Source organism: Lelliottia jeotgali (assembly GCF_016771845.1).
GTDB classification, from domain to species: Bacteria; Pseudomonadota; Gammaproteobacteria; order Enterobacterales; family Enterobacteriaceae; genus Enterobacter; species Enterobacter jeotgali.
Window position 1 is genome coordinate 1,361,497 of sequence record NZ_JAENMQ010000001.1, and the last position, 17,360, is coordinate 1,378,856.

The following is a 17,360-nucleotide window of genomic DNA, read 5'->3' on the forward strand; positions in this document are numbered from 1 at the left end:
AATGCTCTTCAAGCCAAGCATAGCGTCAGGGAAGGACGTTTTCAGTTCTGGGATGTAAATAAAGATAAAGCCCGATGATTTACCGGGCTTCTGAAGAGAGCGTTTCAACACGAAGCATGTCTGGCGGGAACCCCACGCTGAGGATAATGGGCTGCCAGGCTTCTTTCTCAGCAAGCTTCTGAGAAAAGCCGCGCGCCAGCATAAAACCACCGACGCCACCCAAAACTCCGCCACACATTGACGCAAGATCAGTGCCAAACAGCATCTGGAAAATGCCGGCGACAACAAATAATCCAACCAGGGGTGAGAGATACACCAGCATCGCAGAACCCAGTAGGCTGCCTTCAGCAATACCCAGTTCAACTTTTTGCCCAACCGTCAGCGGCTGTTCGCTCGGCACGGAAATGGTGTGTGTGGTTTGAGGCCCGAGTTTGTTTAGTACCCGGCTGCCGCAGCCTGCGCGTGAGGCACAGCTGTTACATGATGCTTTCACGTCACAGCTCACCAGCGCGACGCCATTTTGCCACGACACTACCGTGGCCCATTCTTTGATCATTGTGCGGCCCTGAATTTAATACTGTCAGCAATACGCTTCGCCGTTTGCGGGGGAAGTTCGCCCACAATAGTGATTTCAGCATTGTCGCGCACGGTTGTGCTCACGGTCCGGCGCCCCGTACGCAGCATTTGATCGCTACTGTTGGCCGTCGCGCGGTTGATGTTCACTGAGAAGCTGAACAATCCATCAGAATAGAGGCGCGACTCAACCGGTGTTTCAATGGTCGGAAGCTGACGGCGACTGCTGGATATTTCGCTAAAACCTTGCGGTATCCACGATGGCACCCAGTTGAAATTCACGGTATCACCTGCCGGCACTGACAGAAGCGGCGGAAGGCTCGCTTTCGCCAGATTCTGCATGCTGTTGCCCACCTGACCATCTACCGAGAAGGAGATGACGCGGAACTGTTCCAGCGTTTCGCCATCACGATCGAGCAGATCAACACGCATCGGCAGTTTGCTCTCAGCATCCATCCAGACAATGTAGCTGTAACGCGTACCGTCCCTCGCCACCACGCGGATCACTTCGCACAGCCGGTCCGCAATGCGTGTACGGCCAACGGAAATAAAGTCGTAGTAAGGCGACAGACGCTTGAAGTCGGTGTAGATGAGGGCCGGGAGTGAATCGACAATGTAATCGCCATTCAGCGTAAACGGCTCGAGACCCGGTTCGAAATAGCTGATTTCATTACCGCGTTGAACAACTTCACGGCGCGGACCGTCGAGTTGTAATAGCTGGGCGAGCGGCTGGTTATCAAGACGAGCATGACGATAGCGCAACGACTCAACGCCCTGCTTGTTGATACTGACAAAAGCCAACTCATAATTGAGTGACTGGCTGGCCATATTCATTTGCTGCAACAACGCCCCGGACGATAAATCAGCCGAGGCGTTGGCAGAAAAGAACAGGCTACCCGCCACTAAGGACATGGCGCACCAAAGTTGCTTCATTACTGCGATTGCGTTCCTAAAGTTTGGTTTCCTGGCACTTGCACACCAGCCTGCTGGGTCTGTGCCTGCTCAAACTGGAGCTGCTCAGAGTGCAGACGACGCTGCAACTCATAGTCCTGCAGCATCGCATTAATGCGACGACGCTGTTCCTGAACCTGCTGTTGCTGGCCCGGACTGACTGATGCATCGGCGGCTGGCACACCCAAACTAACCGGACTTGCTTTACCCATCATCGGCAGAGTGTTGAACACTGGCGCTTCAGGCTGCTGGTTAGCTTCTGATTGACCGTTATAGTGCTGGACGCCAACGATAACTGCAAGCGATACGCATGCAGCCACCCCCATTTGGGTGAGTTGGCTGGCCCACGGACGCACTTTTTTCCAGAATGGCATCTTCTGCCATTGATGCGGCGCAGGTTGGGCTTCAGGAATCAGCGGAGTGGTCTGATGTACAGGCTCGTTCTCAATTGCCGCCATTACGCGTGCAGAGATATCGAAATGGAGAACATCGCCCGTATCACCGCGCATAGAGTCGCGGATGAGATGGTAACTCTCCCAGGTCTTTTGCATCTCGGGAGAGTGAGAGAGCTCGTTAAGCAGCTCACTGTCCAGCGTTTCACCATCCATTAAAGCGGAAAGTTTTTCTTTCTGCATGCCTAATACCTTTTCCAGTATCCCGCTATCGTCAACGCCTGATAAGCGGTTGAACTTTATTATCAATAGCTTCTCGCGCACGGAAGATTCGCGAACGAACCGTTCCGACCGGACAATCCATGATAGCTGCTATCTCTTCATAGCTGAGTCCATCAAGCTCCCGCAAGGTAATTGCCATGCGTAAATCTTCCGGGAGTGCCTCGATCGTGCGAAAAACGATTTGTCTCAGTTCTTCTGACAACATTAAGTTCTCAGGGTTCGAAATTTCTTTCAGCGCACCGCCACTTTCGAAGTTTTCAGCGTCAATGGCATCCACATCACTAGACGGCGGACGACGGCCCTGAGCGACCAGATAATTCTTTGCTGTATTGACTGCAATGCGATACAGCCAGGTGTAAAAAGCACTATCTCCCCGGAAAGAATCCAGCGCACGATAGGCCTTTATGAATGACTCTTGCACCACATCAGGAACATCTCCTGACGGCACATAGCGGGATACCAGACTCGCCACTTTATGCTGGTAGCGAACCACCAGTAAGTTAAAGGCTTTCTGATCTCCCTTCTGGACCCGTTCAACCAGGACCTGGTCCGTTAACTGCTCGCTCATCCGAGGTAATGTCTCCCCAAACCTAAATTCCACGCGTCATCGAAACGCCACTCTAAAAACACTGCAATGTGAGCAAGCACGAGGTTAGAGTGTATGTTCATCAATAAGTTCCGTTACGCCTTTGTTTTTGTTCATCGTGATGCAGACAGTTCATTTTCTCTCATTATATGTCTGTTAACGATACGTACCCCAGTTTCTGATAAGAAATGGTATTTTTGCTGCCCGAAGAGTACCGCAAGACAGGGTTTATTTCACCACATAATCTGAAGCTAACGATCTGCTTCGCAAAATATTTTCGTTCTTTTACGCGTTTTTTGAGCTTCTGTTTATGTTTAGGCTGCGCAACACGACCTAAAAAAAACGTGCGATTCATCGCATTCGAGTGCTATTCTGGCCAAACACTGTTTAGTAAATTAAACAAACATCATGAACACAACTCCAGAACTGCATTGTGACGTACTGATTATCGGCAGCGGCGCGGCCGGGCTTTCGTTGGCGCTGCGACTGGCCTCACATCAGAAAGTTATTGTCCTGAGCAAAGGCCCGATGAGCGAAGGCTCAACGTTCTACGCACAGGGCGGAATCGCCGCCGTGTTTGATGAAACGGACAGCATTGCCTCTCACGTAGAAGACACGTTGATTGCAGGCGCAGGCATTGTTGATGCACATGCGGCGGAATTCGTTGCCAGCAATGCTCGTCATTGCGTTCAATGGCTTATCGATCAAGGCGTGTTATTTGATACTCACGTCCAGCCGAACGGTGAAGAGGGCTACCATCTCACCCGAGAAGGCGGTCATAGCCATCGTCGTATTCTTCATGCCGCTGATGCCACTGGCAAAGCCGTCGAAACTACACTGGTGAGTCAGGCGCGCAATCACCCCAATATTCAGATCCTGGAACGCAGTAATGCGGTGGATCTGATTATCTCCGATAAAATTGGCTTGCCAGGCACACGGCGTGTTGTCGGTGCGTGGGTCTGGAATCGCAACAAAGAGACAGTTGAAACCTGCCAGGCGAAATCCGTGGTACTGGCAACAGGTGGCGCATCCAAGGTGTATCAATACACCACTAACCCGGATATCTCTTCCGGGGACGGAATTGCGATGGCATGGCGCGCAGGCTGTCGCGTCGCCAATCTGGAGTTTAACCAGTTCCACCCAACCGCCCTCTTCCATCCGCAAGCGCGTAATTTCCTGCTAACCGAAGCCCTGCGGGGTGAAGGCGCGTATCTCAAGCGTCCTGACGGCACGCGGTTTATGCCTGACTTCGACGAGCGTGGCGAGCTTGCCCCGCGCGATATCGTGGCCCGCGCCATTGACCACGAGATGAAACGTCTCGGCGTTGATTGTATGTATCTCGATATCAGCCATAAGCCCGCTGATTTTGTCCGCCAGCACTTCCCGACAATCTATGAGAAATTACTGGGCCTTGGGATCGACCTGACCAAAGAACCGGTGCCGATTGTTCCCGCCGCACACTATACCTGCGGTGGCGTAATGGTGGACGATCATGGCCGTACCGATGTCGATGGTCTGTATGCTATCGGTGAAGTGAGTTATACCGGGCTTCACGGCGCGAACCGCATGGCGTCAAATTCGCTGCTGGAGTGTTTGGTTTACGGCTGGTCAGCCGCAGAAGATATTACCAAACGGATGCCGTATGCCCGTCAGGTGGAGAGTCTTCCTGCATGGGATGAAAGTCGGGTGGATAATCCTGATGAACTGGTTGTGATTCAGCACAACTGGCATGAGCTGAGGCTCTTTATGTGGGATTACGTCGGGATCGTGCGTACCACCAAACGCCTTGAGCGTGCACTGCGCCGGATCACGATGCTGCAGCAGGAAATTGACGAGTATTACGCTAACTTCCGCGTCTCGAACAATCTGCTGGAATTGCGCAATCTGGTGCAAGTCGCGGAGCTGATTGTCCGCTGTGCGATGATGCGCAAAGAGAGTCGGGGCCTGCATTACACGCTGGACTACCCCGATCAATTAGCAGTATCCGGCCCTTCGGTGCTGGCTCCGCTCGCTCACATAAACAGATAAAACGCCTGGGTCAGCGCGGTGTAGGCTTCGGAGTAGCACTGATCTGGCCCACGAATAACCATCCTGTCGCTAAAGCATTCTCCTTCTTTTGGGGAGAGTGCTAATAAAACGCGGTGCGGCAGTCGTCCTTCGTTATCGGCAATATCGGTTCGTAAACGTAAGAACCAGCCCATCTCGAGTGCTTTTTTAATAAACACGTTGCCGGTGCTTTCAGGCAAAACGACGCAGAAAAAGCCCTCTTCTGAGATCAAATTCGCCGCCGATATCAACAACGCCTGGTGATCCAGCGAGCCTGTGTAACGCGCCTGATTACGCTCAGGCGTGGCACACTCTACGCCCGGTTCAAAATAAGGCGGGTTGCTGACAATCAGATCGTAGCGCGCGGTTTGCTCTGGCGCCCATGCGAGAATATCGGCACATTCCACCCGAACGCGAGACGCCCACGGTGATTCGGCAGCGTTCTCCCCGGCCTGACTGGCGGCTAGCTCGTCAAGTTCAACCGCATCAATAGTGACATGCTGCTCGGTTCGTTGTGCCAGCATCAGCGCCAATAGCCCGCTTCCAGCACCAATATCCAAAATTCGCTTAACCTTCGCGACGGGCGCCCACGCACCCAGTAAGATACCGTCAGTACCGACTTTCATCGCACAGCGATCGTGAGCCACAAAAAACTGTTTAAAGGTAAAACCATCGCGGCGCAACTGCGCTTTGGGTTGAGACATGTCCAAGCAACCTTCTTAAATAAAACTGGATTAGCATAGGGGAAAGCGAAGTGGCGGAAAAGGGATATCCACAAACAGATGAAGATTGCAGCCATAACGTCTATAATCAGCGCCCCACACAGAGGTAGAACATGACTGTAACGACTTTTTCCGAACTTGAACTCGATGAATGCCTGCTGGAAGCTCTCCAGAATAAAGGCTTCACACGCCCAACTGCCATCCAGGCGGCTGCAATTCCGCCTGCGTTAGAAGGCCGTGATGTACTCGGTTCTGCGCCGACAGGCACCGGTAAAACGGCGGCATATTTGCTGCCTGTCTTGCAGCATCTGATCGACTTCCCACGCAAGAAATCAGGCCCACCGCGCATTTTGATCCTGACACCGACACGTGAATTAGCCGTGCAGGTCGCAGAACATGCCCGTGAACTGGCCGCGAATACGCATCTGGATATCGCCACCATCACCGGTGGTGTCGCCTATATGAACCACGCCGAAGTATTCAGTGAGAACCAGGATATTGTGGTGGCGACAACCGGACGCTTGATGCAGTACATCAAAGAAGAAAACTTTGACTGCCGCGCTGTGGAAACGCTGATCCTTGATGAAGCAGACCGTATGCTGGAACTCGGCTTTGCACAGGATATCGAACACATTGCGGGCGAAACGCGCTGGCGCAAACAGACGATGCTGTTCTCTGCCACTCTGGAAGGTGACGCGATTAAAGACTTCGCTGAACGCCTGCTGAATGAGCCGGCTGAAGTGTCTGCTACGCCGTCCACGCGTGAGCGCAAAAAGATCCACCAGTGGTATTACCGCGCCGACAATCTTGAGCACAAAGTTGAGCTGCTCAAGCACCTGCTGAAGCAAGATGACACCACCCGTACCATCGTGTTTGTGCGTAAGCGCGAGCGTGTGCATGAGCTGGCGAATATGCTGCGTTCAGCCGGTATCGATAACTGCTATCTTGAAGGCGATATGCCACAGGCGAAGCGTACCGAAGGCATTAAGCGTCTGACCGAAGGTCGCGTCAACGTTCTGGTTGCCACCGACGTAGCCGCGCGCGGTATCGATATTCCTGATGTCAGCCATGTCATTAACTTCGACATGCCGCGTACCGGTGATACCTATCTGCACCGCATTGGCCGTACTGGTCGTGCAGGCCGTAAGGGTATTGCGATCTCACTGGTTGAAGCGCACGACTACATGCTGTTGATGAAAGTGGGACGTTACATCGAAGAACCAGTCAAAGCCCGCGTCATTGATGAACTGCGTCCAACCACGCGTGCGCCGAGCGAAAAAATGACGGGTAAACCGTCCAAGAAAGTGCTCGCGAAGCGTGCAGAGAAGAAAAAAGAAGAAGCAAAAGAGAAGCCGCGCGTGAAGAACCGTCATCGCGATGCCAAAAACATTGGTAAGCGCCGTAAGCCAAGTGGCACTACGCCGACTTCACAAAACGAAGAGTAAAAAAAAGCCGGGTTAATCACCCGGCTTTTTTATTTCCCCAAAACTTCAAACCTTACAGGCTTTCAGTAAAGGTACGCGCGATAACGTCACGCTGCTGTTCTGGGGTCAGAGAGTTGAAGCGTACCGCATAGCCAGAAACACGAATGGTCAGCTGCGGGTATTTCTCTGGATGTTCAACTGCGTCTAGCAGAGTTTCACGGCGCAGAACGTTAACGTTCAGGTGCTGACCCCCTTCTACGCGAACTTCTGGCTGAACTTCCATTGGCACTTCACGGTACTCAATCTCACCCAGCTTGTTGACCGGGACGATTTCGTCTTCAGCGAAACCGGCTTTAGCAACGACGCATCGCGCTTCGCCTTTTTCGCTGTCCAGCAGCCAGAAAGAGTTAAGCAGATCGTCGTTTGCAGCTTTAGTAATCTGGATACCTGTAATCATGTTTTGCCTCCAGGGCTACATTAATTCATGGATGTCGGCCTCTCGCGGCCAATTGGTAAAACCATTGTTGCTTGAGTGTATATATATCAGCCGCCACACCATGATTCTTTGATTTAAATCAACAAAATCACCGACCGCACAAAGAGTGTGGTTTGATTTTATTGTTTTAAATCAATTTACACCAGACCATAAACAGCATTAATTTGAGTATTTCAAATTAAATTGAAAGACTTAGGGGCAAATTTCGCGATGGATTTTATTCCCTTCTCTTAAACGGTTAAGCTAGTCGCCATTAAGATATGCAGGAGAGCATCATGACTACCCTTAAGACCTGGCATGACGTGCTGGCAGAAGAGAAACAACAACCCTATTTTGTGAATACGCTCAGCACTGTCGCCACAGAACGGCAATCCGGTCAGACGATCTATCCCCCGCAGAAAGATGTGTTTAACGCCTTTCGCTATACCGAACTCAATGATGTGAAAGTGGTGATTCTGGGCCAGGACCCGTATCACGGTCCGGGACAGGCGCACGGTCTGGCGTTTTCAGTACGTCCGGGGATTGCCACGCCCCCTTCGCTGCTGAATATGTATAAAGAGCTGGAAGGTTCGATACCTGGATTTACCCGGCCTCTGCATGGCTACCTGGAGAGCTGGGCACGTCAGGGCGTTCTGCTGCTCAATACGGTGTTAACCGTTCGCGCAGGGCAAGCCCATTCTCACGCTAGCCTGGGCTGGGAAACCTTTACGGATAAAGTCATTAGCCTCATCAATGAACATTGTGAAGGCGTGGTCTTTTTGCTGTGGGGCGCTCACGCGCAGAAGAAAGGGGCAATTATCGATGGGCAACGTCATCATATCCTGAAAGCGCCGCATCCTTCGCCACTGTCGGCTCATCGCGGCTTTTTTGGCTGTAATCACTTTGTACTGGCGAATGAATGGCTGAAAAAACGCAATGAAGCACCAATCGACTGGATGCCCGTGTTACCGGCGGAAAGTGAGTGATTTTTTAGAAGGAATAAGAGGATATATGCCCGGCATTCACCGGGCATAAGAACACAAAGCTCATTATGCTTTGTTCTGACGCCACCATTCAGCCAGCAGGACGCCAGTTGCAACGGAAACGTTGAGGCTTTCTACTTTGCCAGTACCCGCGATGGAAACGCTCAGATCGGCAGAAGAGAGCGCCGCATCAGACAGTCCGTCACGTTCCTGACCCAGCACCAGCACCATTTTGCGCGGTAGTGTCGCTTCGAACAGCGGCGTACCTTTATGGCTGGAGGTTGTCACGATAGAGTAGCCCGCTTTGCGGAACTCTTCGATGGCATCCAGAACGCTTTCGCCCGTAATAGGCTGTACGTGCTCCGCACCACCTTCGGCAGTACGAATCGCCGCACCGGATTCGACAACCGCCGCATCCTGCAACAACACGCCTTTCACACCGAAATGTGCGCAGCTACGCATGATCGCACCCAGATTGTGAGGGTTGCCCACATCTTCCAGCGCCAGCACGCAATCGTCGGCATCAGCCTGACTAACCCATTGCTGGACGGTCGTGCCATTACGTTTTTTGATCAGGAAGCAAACGCCACCGTGATGCTCTGTACCGGATGCTTTGGTCAGCTCAGCATCATCTACCACATGGTAGGCTTTGCGGTTTGCCGCCATCCAGCGCAGGGCTTCTTTGAAACGCGGCGTAACGCTCTGGATAAACCAGGCGCGAACGATACATTCCGGACGGCTCTGGAACAGGGCCTGACAGGCATTCTCGCCATAGACTCGGGTTTCTTCTGCGCGTTGACGGCGCAGAACTTCCGGATCGATAAAGCTCTTACCACTAATTCCGCCGTGATCGGCTTTTGCCGGTGCTTCTTCACCCGGTGCGCGGGAAACGGTACGCCACGGTGAGGCATCACGTGGGAAATCATCACGTGGACGGTCGTCGCGGCGGCGATCGCCCGGCTTGCGGTCATCACGTTTGCGGTCATCACCACGGTTATTTCTGTCATCGCGGGCGGGGCGACGGCCACCGTCTGCACGAGATGGACCCGGACGCCCCCCACCCTTTCCGGTACGCGGATTTTGGGTGCGTTTGTCAGAATCATCATCACTGCGGACATACATCACTTTGACCTTGCCGCTTTTATTCTTCAGTTCGTCGTTCATGCTTTTCTCCACCAGCGCTGCGCGAAGCGCGCAGATTACCCGATGTGTCAGCGCATAGCCATTATTTCGTACAAAAGCCTGTGACTATTGTTCCCATTGAATAAAACGCATTGTCGTTTCAAACAGGGTCGATGATAATATGTAACATATCCGAAACATTATCGGCATTTTGCCGCTTTGTCCCACTGCTCTATCAGAGGTTAGTTATGAATACCGTATGTGCCAACTGCCAGGCCCTCAATCGCATTCCGGATGACCGAATTGATGATGGGGCAAAATGCGGGCGTTGCGGTCATGAGCTTTTCGATGGCGACGTGATTAACGCAACCGGCGAAACCCTTGATAAATTACTGAAAGACGATCTGCCAGTCGTGGTCGATTTCTGGGCTCCCTGGTGCGGCCCGTGCCGTAACTTTGCGCCGATCTTTGAAGATGTCGCAGAAGAGCGTAGCGGTAAAATACGCTTCGTGAAGGTGAATACTGAGGCTGAACGTGAGTTAAGTGCTCGTTTTCGTATTCGCAGTATTCCGACCATTATGATTTTCAAAAACGGTGAAGTCGTCGATATGCTCAACGGTGCCGTGCCGAAGGCTCCTTTTGAAAGCTGGCTGAACGAAAGCATCTAACATTCACGGGGCATATCTTGTGCCCCGTTCTTCCCTCTGCGAGAATGGCGTTTTTTATGCGCCCCTCCCATGACTGATAACGCCGTACTCCAGCTGCGCGCCGAACGCCTTGCGCGTGCGACCCGTCCTTTTCTTGCTCGTGGCAACCGTGTTCGCCGCTGCCAGCGTTGCCTGCTGCCGCTGAAACAATGCTTGTGCGAAACACTGACAGCCAGCCATGCACAGAGCCGATTTTGCCTGGTTATGTTCGACACCGAACCTATGAAGCCCAGCAATACCGGACGGTTGATCGCGGATATTTTGCCAAACACAGCTGCGTTTCAGTGGTCTCGCACCGAGCCGCCGCAGGCGCTTCTCGATTTGGTCGCCAATCCCGATTATCAGCCAATGGTGGTGTTCCCCGCATCCTATGCTGGCGCGGATCGCGAGGTGATTTCTGCGCCCCCAACAGGCAAACCGCCGCTTTTTATTATGCTGGATGGCACCTGGACCGAAGCACGAAAAATGTTTCGTAAAAGCCCTTACCTGGATGCATTGCCGGTGATTTCTGTCGATCTTTCACGCGTGTCTGCTTATCGTCTGCGTGAAGCCCATGTTGAGGGGCAGTATTGCACGGCGGAAGTCGCCATCGCCCTGCTGGATCTGGCAAACGATACTGCCGCCGCCAGCGCTCTGGGCAAGCATTTTTCGTGCTTTCGCGAGCGCTATCTGGCAGGAAAACCCATTCGTACGGGAAGCGTCACAGCAGAAGAGCCGGAAAGCGTTTAAAATCATCAGGTCACTCGCGTTTACAGGAGACTTGTATGAGCCAGCGAGGGCTAGAAGCGCTACTCCGCCCTAAATCTATCGCCGTGATCGGGGCATCCATGAAGCCCGACCGCGCCGGATATTTAATGATGCGCAACCTGCTGGCCGGTGGATTCAATGGCCCGGTCATGCCTGTCACCCCGGCGTATAAAGCCGTTCAGGGCGTGCTGGCGTGGCCTGACATACAAAGCCTGCCCTTCGTCCCCGATCTCGCCATCCTCTGTACTCATGCCAAGCGCAATCTCACCCTGCTGGAAGCACTGGGTGAGAAAGGGTGCAAAACCTGTATTATTCTCTCTTCACCGCCTGAGCAGCAGGCAGAATTACTGGCCTGCGCGAGCCGATATCAGATGCGCTTGCTTGGGCCTAACAGCCTGGGGCTTTTGGCTCCGTGGCAGGGATTGAACGCCAGTTTTTCTCCGGTGCCAATCCGTCAGGGCAAACTGGCGTTTATCTCCCAGTCAGCGGCTGTCTCCAACACCATTCTCGACTGGGCGCAGCAGCGTGAGATGGGATTTTCGTATTTCATCGCGTTGGGCGATAGCCTGGATATTGATGTCGATGAACTGCTGGATTTCCTGGCCCGTGACAGTAAAACCAGCGCAATCCTTTTGTATCTCGAACATCTGAGCGATGCGCGCCGCTTTGTCTCCGCTGCTCGTAGCGCCTCACGTAATAAACCGATTCTGGTGATTAAAAGTGGTCGTAGCCCGGCGGCGCAGCGCTTACTGCATTCTCACTCGGGGATGGACCCAGCCTGGGATGCCGCCATTCAGCGCGCCGGTTTGCTGCGTGTGCAGGATACTCATGAGCTGTTTTCTGCGGTAGAGACCTTAAGCCATATGCGCCCGCTGCGGGGTGAAAGGCTGATGATTTTGAGTAATGGCGCGGCGCCTGCCGCACTCGCCCTTGATGAACTGTGGTTACGCAACGGAAAGCTGGCCGCGCTGAGCGAGGAGACACTCCATCGGCTACGTGAAGCGTTGCCTGCAAGCGTAACGCCGGGCAATCCGCTTGATTTACGGGACGATGCCAGCAGCGAACGTTATATCCAGGCCATCTCAATATTACTGGATAGCCAGGATTTTGATGCGTTGATGGTGATTCATTCGCCTAGCGCAGTTGCACCCGGCAGCCAAAGCGCTCGAGCGTTGATTGATGCCGTCAAGAATCATCCTCGCGGAAAATATGTCAGCCTGCTGACCAACTGGTGCGGAGAGTATTCCTCACAGGAAGCGCGACGTCTCTTCAGCGAAGCGGGATTACCGACCTATCGCACGCCAGAAGGCACCATTACCGCATTTATGCATATGGTGGAATACCGTCGCAACCAGAAGCAGTTGAGAGAAACACCGGCATTACCCGGTAATCTGGCGGCTAATGCGACCGAAGCCCACAATCTGCTGCGCCAGGCAATTGAAGAGGGGGCATCTTCGCTTGATACCCATGAGGTACAACCGATTCTGGATGCCTATGGCATGAAAACCTTGCCCACCTGGATCGCGAGCGACAGCGCCGAGGCAGTGCATATTGCCGAGCAGATTGGTTATCCAGTGGCGCTAAAGCTTCGTTCTCCTGATATTCCGCATAAATCGGATGTGCAGGGCGTCATGCTTTATTTGCGTACGGCAGCGGAAGTACAGCAGGCCGCTGAGGCGATTTTCGATCGCGTCAAAATGGCCTGGCCGCAGGCAAGAGTCCACGGTCTTTTGGTTCAGAGCATGGCGAACCGCGCCGGGGCGCAGGAACTCAGAGTGGTCGTGGAGCACGACCCGGTCTTTGGCCCGCTGATTATGCTGGGGGAAGGAGGCGTTGAGTGGCGACCGGAAGAGCAGGCAGTCGTCGCGCTGCCGCCGCTGAACATGAATCTGGCGCGGTACCTGGTTATTCAGGCGATTAAGAGTAAAAAAATCCGCGGGCGCAGCGCACTCCAGGCTTTGAATATTGCCGGTCTGAGTCAGTTTCTCGTCCAGGTGTCGAACCTGATCGTCGATTGCGCCGAGATCCAGCGGCTGGATATTCATCCGCTACTGGCTTCTGGCAATGAGTTTATCGCGCTGGACGTGACGCTGGATATTGCGCCGTTTACAGGTGACCGGGAAAGCAGGCTGGCGATTCGCCCGTATCCTCTGCAGCTGGAAGAGTGGGTGGAGATGAAAAATGGCGAGCAGGTGCTGTTTCGCCCTATCCTGCCTGAAGATGAGCCGCAGCTGCGGGCCTTTATCGCGCAAGTCACGAAAGAAGATTTGTACTATCGCTACTTCAGTGAAATCAGCGAATTTACCCATGAAGATTTAGCCAATATGACCCAGATCGACTACGATCGGGAAATGGCGTTTGTTGCCGTTCGCCATCGTGAAGAAGGCGATGAGATCCTCGGCGTTACGCGCGCAATTTCTGATCCTGACAACATAGATGCGGAATTTGCCGTGCTGGTTCGCTCCGATCTAAAAGGTCTTGGACTTGGGCGGCGGCTGCTGGAAAAACTGATCGGATACACGCGCGATCACGGATTACTTTGCCTGAATGGGATTACTATGCCCAATAACCGGGGCATGATTACCCTGGCGCGCAAACTTGGATTTGACGTAGATGTTCAGCTGGACGAAGGGATTGTCGCCCTCTCGCTCCGTCTGGCAGCGACGTCCGCTCAAGAGTAAGGTACTGGAAATGTTGACCACTTTAGCAAGCACTGGTGGTATCATTGTCCACTTATGTTGTCTGCAGATGCCAGATAACCCTTCAATGAACAGAGAAGATACGCACTGTGATGTTGTCAAAATTTAAGCGTAACAAACATCAACAACACCTTGCTCAACTACCGAAGATTTCTCAGTCAGTTGATGATGTCGAGTTCTTTTACGCTCCCGCCCATTTCAGGGAGACGCTTCTGGAAAAGATCGCGAGCGCCACGCAGCGTATTTGCATTGTGGCGCTTTATCTTGAACAGGATGAAGGCGGACGCGCTATTTTAAGTGCTGTCTATGAAGCTAAACGCCAGCGCCCGGAACTTGACGTTCGTATACTGGTTGACTGGCATCGCGCGCAACGCGGTCGAATTGGTGCGGCAGCGTCCAATACCAATGCTGACTGGTACTGCCGTATGGCGCAAGAAAACCCAGGGGTTGATGTTCGTGTTTACGGAGTGCCCGTTAACACACGTGAAGCACTTGGTGTTCTGCATTTCAAAGGTTTCATCATTGATGACTGTGTGCTGTACAGCGGTGCCAGCCTCAATGACGTTTACCTGCATCAACTCGATAAATATCGCTACGACCGTTATCACCTGATCCGCAACGCACAGATGACGGACATCATGTTTAACTGGGTCGATCAGAACCTGGTGCATGGCCGTGGTGTGAATCGCCTTGACGATCCTCATCGTCCAAAGAGCCCGGAAATCAAAAATGACATCCGCCTTTTCCGTCAGGAACTGCGTGATGCGGTCTATCATTTCCAGGGTGATGCAGATAACGAACAGCTTTCCGTTACGCCTCTGGTGGGCCTGGGGAAATCCAGCCTGCTGAATAAAACCATCTATCATTTGATGCCGTGTACTGAGCAAAAGCTGACGATCTGTACGCCGTACTTCAACTTACCGGCGATACTGGTCCGCAACATCATTCAGCTGCTGCGCGACGGTAAAAAAGTCGAAATCATTGTCGGGGATAAGACCGCCAACGACTTCTTTATCCCGGAAGATCAGCCGTTCAAGATTATCGGTGCGTTGCCGTATCTGTATGAGATCAACCTACGTCGCTTCCTGAGCCGCCTACAGTATTACGTTAACACCGATCAACTGGTGGTGCGCCTCTGGAAAGACGAAGACAATAGCTATCATCTCAAAGGGATGTGGGTTGACGACGACTGGATGCTTCTGACCGGGAATAACCTCAATCCGCGAGCCTGGCGTCTGGATCTGGAAAACGCCATCCTGATCCACGATCCACGACACGAGCTTTCTGCTCAGCGTGACCGTGAACTCGAATTGATTCGTACTCATACGACAACCGTTCGCCATTACCGCGATTTGCAGAGCATTGCAGATTATCCGGTGAAAGTACGTAAGCTTATCCGCCGGTTACGTCGTATTCGTATTGACCGCCTCATCAGCCGTATTCTGTAACGAACCAGCCCTGTCATCGACGGGGCTTTTTTTGGAGTCCGTTATGCGAAACTTTCTCCTGCTCTCTCCCTTCTTGCTTTCAGGCTGCAGCCATATGGCCAATGACAGTTGGCAAGGTCAGGATAAGGCTCAGCATTTTATCGCCTCGGCAATGCTCTCTGCAGCGGGCAATGAATACGTACAACGCCAGGGTTACAGCCGCGATCGCAGCGCGGTTTACGGACTCATGTTTTCCGTAAGCCTTGGTGCCTCTAAAGAATTGTGGGACAGCCGCCCTGCTGGGAGCGGCTGGAGCTGGAAAGATTTTGCATGGGATGTGGCCGGTGCCACAACCGGCTTTGCCGTGTGGCAGCTGGCTCATTATTAAAGTCGAATGCCTTTTCCTTTGCGATGCAGCATCAGCGAAACAATAAATGCCAACGCCCCCATGACGGTCACATACCAGAAAAAGGTGTTTTCACTTCCTACCGACTTCAGCGTTAGCGCGACATATTCTGCAGAACCACCGAAGAGCGCGTTAGCCACCGCATAAGACAATCCCACCCCTAAAGCGCGGACCTGGGCAGGGAACATTTCCGCTTTTAATATTCCACTGATCGAGGTGTAAAAACTGACGATCACCATCGCCAGCATAACGAGCGCGAACGCGGCATACGGTGAAGAAACATGCTGCAGCGCAGACAAAATAGGGACTGTGCAAACAGCGGATAATCCACCGAAGATTAACATCGATGTCCTCCGCCCGATTCGGTCTGACAGCGCGCCGATCAACGGTTGGATGAGCATGAATACAAACAACGCGGCGGTCATCACGATACTTGCAACATTGGCATGCATTCCCGTGGTGTTGACCAGATACTTCTGCATATACGTTGTGAAGGTGTAAAAGCTGAGTGAACCGCCAGCGGTGAATCCTAATACCATCAAGAAGGCTTTGCGGTTGCGCCATAACCCTTTCATCGATCCTGCTTCTTTAAGTGCCCTTACCTCTTTTTGCGAAGTTTCATCCAACTGGCGACGCAGCCATAAAGCGACCACGGCCAGAACGGCCCCCATCGCAAAAGGAATTCGCCATCCCCAGGAATGTAATTGTTCATCGGTCAGGATCTGCTGCAGAACGACCACAACCAGAATAGCCAGTAACTGCCCGCCGATGAGTGTGACGTACTGGAAAGAAGCGTAAAAACCTTTCCGTCCCTCAACAGCAACTTCACTCATATAAGTGGCGCTGGTGCCATATTCACCACCGACTGAGAGCCCCTGGAACAAACGAGCCAGTAACAGCAATGCAGGTGCCCATGTGCCGATGGTGTCATACCCAGGCAGGCAAGCGATCACCAACGATCCCAGACACATCATGCAAACGGAGATCAGCATTGAGGTTTTGCGCCCCTGTCTGTCTGCAATTCGGCCAAATAGCCAGCCGCCAATCGGCCGCATCAGAAATCCGGCAGCAAATACCCCTGCGGTTTGTAGCAACTGGGTTGTGGTATTCCCGGACGGGAAAAAGATATGGGCAAAATAGAGGGAACAAAACGAGTAAACGTAGAAGTCGAACCATTCGACCAGATTACCTGATGAGGCGCTGACGATCGCCCATACCCTGCGCCGGGTATCGCTGTCAGCCAGCGTCCCGTGCGATGTGATACTTTCAGTCATTTTACTGTGCTCCTGCCATAAGACTTAAGCGCGTTGGAAGCTGAATGCCCCAATCATTAGTAAATGAAATGTTATATTTTTGTTATATTTAACATTGTGATTTAGATCACACATTTACTTAGCAGAGTAAGCGATTAGGAAGAGTTACTGGAATAGTGTTTGATGATTTGAGAAAGGACAAAAACGCAAAAAGGCCATCCTTCCGGATGACCTCTTCACTTAATTGATGCCTGGCAGTTCCCTACTCTCACATGGGGAGACCCCACACTACCATCGGCGCTACGGCGTTTCACTTCTGAGTTCGGCATGGGGTCAGGTGGGACCACCGCGCTAAAGCCGCCAGGCAAATTCTGTTATCAACCCGCATCGCTGCAGGTCAATTAATCTGTTATCAAGCTGAATATGATGTCTGTCTTCCGCCAAAACATCTTCGGCGTTGTAAGGTTAAGCCTCACGGTTCATTAGTACTGGTTAGCTCAATGCATCGCTGCACTTACACACCCAGCCTATCAACGTCGTAGTCTTCAACGTTCCTTCAGGACCC

At 52.6% G+C, this 17,360-nt stretch carries 17 protein-coding genes and 2 rRNA genes; 8 read left to right on the plus strand and 11 right to left on the minus strand.

Features of this window, described 5'->3' with window-relative positions:
• Positions 1-79: 79 nt before the first annotated feature.
• The 5 genes from rseC to rseD are packed head-to-tail and all read right to left on the minus strand — an operon-like array spanning position 80 to position 2,867.
• Positions 80-556, minus strand: a complete 477-nt coding sequence (gene rseC, locus JBO43_RS06375) for a SoxR-reducing system protein RseC (RefSeq protein ID WP_202673923.1) — start codon at positions 554-556, stop codon at positions 80-82.
• Positions 553-1,506 (minus strand): sigma-E factor regulatory protein RseB, encoded by a 954-nt coding sequence (gene rseB / locus JBO43_RS06380; protein ID WP_095282944.1) that lies wholly within the window; start codon positions 1,504-1,506, stop codon positions 553-555. The genes rseC and rseB overlap by 4 nt, the downstream gene beginning before the upstream one ends.
• Positions 1,506-2,159: an anti-sigma-E factor RseA gene (gene rseA, locus JBO43_RS06385; RefSeq protein ID WP_095282945.1), complete on the minus strand. Its 654-nt coding sequence runs from the start codon at positions 2,157-2,159 to the stop codon at positions 1,506-1,508. Before rseA ends, rseB begins: the two co-directional genes overlap by 1 nt.
• A 31-nt stretch (positions 2,160-2,190) precedes the next feature.
• Entirely contained in the window at positions 2,191-2,766 is a 576-nt protein-coding gene (gene rpoE, locus JBO43_RS06390) for an RNA polymerase sigma factor RpoE (protein ID WP_095282946.1), read from the minus strand.
• Positions 2,763-2,867: a rpoE leader peptide RseD gene (gene rseD, locus JBO43_RS06395; protein WP_233210446.1), complete on the minus strand. Its 105-nt coding sequence runs from the start codon at positions 2,865-2,867 to the stop codon at positions 2,763-2,765. Before rseD ends, rpoE begins: the two co-directional genes overlap by 4 nt.
• Positions 2,868-3,192: 325 nt before the next feature.
• Between rseD and nadB the strand changes: the two genes are divergently transcribed.
• Positions 3,193-4,812 carry an L-aspartate oxidase gene (nadB, locus tag JBO43_RS06400; RefSeq protein WP_103947277.1) on the plus strand — a complete coding sequence of 540 codons (1,620 nt, stop codon included), beginning with the start codon at positions 3,193-3,195 and terminating at the stop codon, positions 4,810-4,812.
• On the opposite strand, the gene trmN is transcribed toward nadB, so the two are convergent.
• The gene (gene trmN, locus JBO43_RS06405; protein WP_202673924.1) at positions 4,797-5,534 is read right to left on the minus strand and encodes a tRNA(1)(Val) (adenine(37)-N(6))-methyltransferase TrmN; all 738 of its coding nucleotides are present in this window, start codon (positions 5,532-5,534) and stop codon (positions 4,797-4,799) included. The two genes, nadB and trmN, sit on opposite strands and share 16 nt — an antisense overlap.
• Positions 5,535-5,665: 131 nt before the next feature.
• Between trmN and srmB the strand changes: the two genes are divergently transcribed.
• Positions 5,666-6,997, plus strand: coding sequence for an ATP-dependent RNA helicase SrmB (gene srmB / locus JBO43_RS06410; protein WP_095282949.1), 1,332 nt, complete (start codon positions 5,666-5,668; stop codon positions 6,995-6,997).
• A 52-nt stretch (positions 6,998-7,049) separates the two neighbouring features.
• Here srmB and grcA read toward each other — a convergent pair whose 3' ends face one another.
• Positions 7,050-7,433 (minus strand): autonomous glycyl radical cofactor GrcA, encoded by a 384-nt coding sequence (gene grcA, locus JBO43_RS06415; protein WP_095282950.1) that lies wholly within the window; start codon positions 7,431-7,433, stop codon positions 7,050-7,052.
• A 314-nt stretch (positions 7,434-7,747) separates the two neighbouring features.
• Here grcA and ung point away from each other — a divergent pair, with 314 nt between their 5' ends.
• Positions 7,748-8,437, plus strand: a complete 690-nt coding sequence (gene ung, locus JBO43_RS06420) for a uracil-DNA glycosylase (RefSeq protein WP_103947275.1) — start codon at positions 7,748-7,750, stop codon at positions 8,435-8,437.
• A 63-nt stretch (positions 8,438-8,500) separates the two neighbouring features.
• Here the strand turns inward: ung and JBO43_RS06425 are convergent, their stop codons facing one another.
• Complete coding sequence (locus tag JBO43_RS06425; protein ID WP_095282952.1) at positions 8,501-9,598, minus strand: tRNA/rRNA methyltransferase; 1,098 nt, start codon at positions 9,596-9,598, stop codon at positions 8,501-8,503.
• Positions 9,599-9,804: 206 nt separating this feature from the next.
• Between JBO43_RS06425 and trxC the strand changes: the two genes are divergently transcribed.
• The 5 genes from trxC (at position 9,805) to JBO43_RS06450 (ending at position 15,524) form a co-directional block, all read left to right on the plus strand.
• The gene (trxC, locus tag JBO43_RS06430) at positions 9,805-10,224 is read left to right on the plus strand and encodes a thioredoxin TrxC (protein WP_095282953.1); all 420 of its coding nucleotides are present in this window, start codon (positions 9,805-9,807) and stop codon (positions 10,222-10,224) included.
• A 69-nt stretch (positions 10,225-10,293) separates the two neighbouring features.
• Positions 10,294-10,992, plus strand: coding sequence for a tRNA-uridine aminocarboxypropyltransferase (gene tapT, locus JBO43_RS06435; protein WP_202673925.1), 699 nt, complete (start codon positions 10,294-10,296; stop codon positions 10,990-10,992).
• 35 nt (positions 10,993-11,027) lie between these two features.
• Entirely contained in the window at positions 11,028-13,691 is a 2,664-nt protein-coding gene (locus tag JBO43_RS06440) for a bifunctional acetate--CoA ligase family protein/GNAT family N-acetyltransferase (protein ID WP_202673926.1), read from the plus strand.
• A 110-nt stretch (positions 13,692-13,801) separates the two neighbouring features.
• On the plus strand, positions 13,802-15,157 hold the full coding sequence (gene pssA / locus JBO43_RS06445; RefSeq protein ID WP_103947272.1) for a CDP-diacylglycerol--serine O-phosphatidyltransferase: 1,356 nt from the start codon (positions 13,802-13,804) through the stop codon (positions 15,155-15,157).
• Positions 15,158-15,200: 43 nt separating this feature from the next.
• Positions 15,201-15,524 (plus strand): YfiM family lipoprotein, encoded by a 324-nt coding sequence (locus JBO43_RS06450; RefSeq protein WP_202673927.1) that lies wholly within the window; start codon positions 15,201-15,203, stop codon positions 15,522-15,524.
• Here JBO43_RS06450 and JBO43_RS06455 read toward each other — a convergent pair.
• The 3 genes from JBO43_RS06455 to JBO43_RS06465 all read right to left on the minus strand — a co-directional run.
• On the minus strand, positions 15,521-16,816 hold the full coding sequence (locus JBO43_RS06455) for an MFS transporter (RefSeq protein WP_095282958.1): 1,296 nt from the start codon (positions 16,814-16,816) through the stop codon (positions 15,521-15,523). The genes JBO43_RS06450 and JBO43_RS06455 overlap by 4 nt on opposite strands.
• A gap of 228 nt (positions 16,817-17,044) precedes the next feature.
• Positions 17,045-17,160 (minus strand): 5S ribosomal RNA (gene rrf / locus JBO43_RS06460).
• Between the two features lie 96 nt (positions 17,161-17,256).
• Positions 17,257-17,360: ribosomal RNA gene (locus JBO43_RS06465) — 23S ribosomal RNA — on the minus strand; the annotation flags it as partial.